The sequence below is a fragment of the Aeromonas tecta genome (genome assembly GCF_000820185.1).
GTDB classification, from domain to species: domain Bacteria; phylum Pseudomonadota; class Gammaproteobacteria; order Enterobacterales; family Aeromonadaceae; genus Aeromonas; species Aeromonas tecta.
The window spans coordinates 303,684-304,397 of sequence record NZ_CDCA01000010.1 but is presented as its reverse complement, the minus strand read 5'-3'; the positions used below and the strand labels follow the sequence as shown (position 1 = coordinate 304,397).

Here is a 714-nt window from a genome sequence, read left to right as displayed (position 1 = left end):
AGCCTGCCTACTGCGCCCGCCTCATCACCCTGCTCAAGGCCAAGGGCAAGAAGGTCATTTTTGATTGCAGCGGTGCAGCCCTCAAGGCAGGCCTTGGCGCAGCCCCGACCCTGGTCAAACCGAATCTCGAGGAGCTTGAACAATGGGCCGGGCGCCCGATCAAGACCCTGAAAGAGCAGGCCGAATGTGCCCGTGCGCTGCAGGCGGACGGCATCGAGCACGTAGTGGTCTCCAACGGCGCCGAGGGGCTGGTCTGGTTTGGCCAGGACGCTGTCTGGCAGGCCGTGCCACCGCGCATGCAGGTAGTCAGCACGGTCGGTGCCGGCGATTCTCTGGTGGCCGGGCTCGCCCACGGCCTCAGCCTCGGCTGGGCGCCGGAGCAGACCCTGCGCCTCGCCACCGCCGTCTCGGCCCTGGCGGTGAGCCAGGTCGCGGTGGGCTTTAGCGACATCCGCGTCTTGACCCCCTTACTGGAGCAGGTTCGGGTACAACGCCTCGATCCCGCTCAATTAGATCCCATGGAACCTTCAGGAGATGCCCAATGAAAGCAATCTTGGTCACGGCTTGCCCCGCGGGCATCGCCACCAGCTTTCTCGTTGCCAAACGATTAGAACAACAGGCCAAGCTGGCCGGCTGGGAGCTGCAACTCGACGTTGACTCGAGCGTGCAGCCGCGCCAGCAGCCCTCGACTGCCGACATCGCCGCCGCCGATCT

General features: G+C 65.3%; 1 protein-coding gene and 1 pseudogene. Both read left to right on the top strand.

The genetic code is table 11. The features are described 5' to 3' along the window. A partial coding sequence (locus BN1137_RS02705) for a 1-phosphofructokinase family hexose kinase (protein WP_198150581.1) occupies positions 1-545 on the top strand: 545 nt, incomplete at its 5' end. After that, positions 542-714 (top strand): annotated as a pseudogene (locus tag BN1137_RS21765) (PTS fructose transporter subunit EIIBC); the annotation flags it as partial. The gene BN1137_RS02705 and the pseudogene BN1137_RS21765, both read left to right, overlap by 4 nt.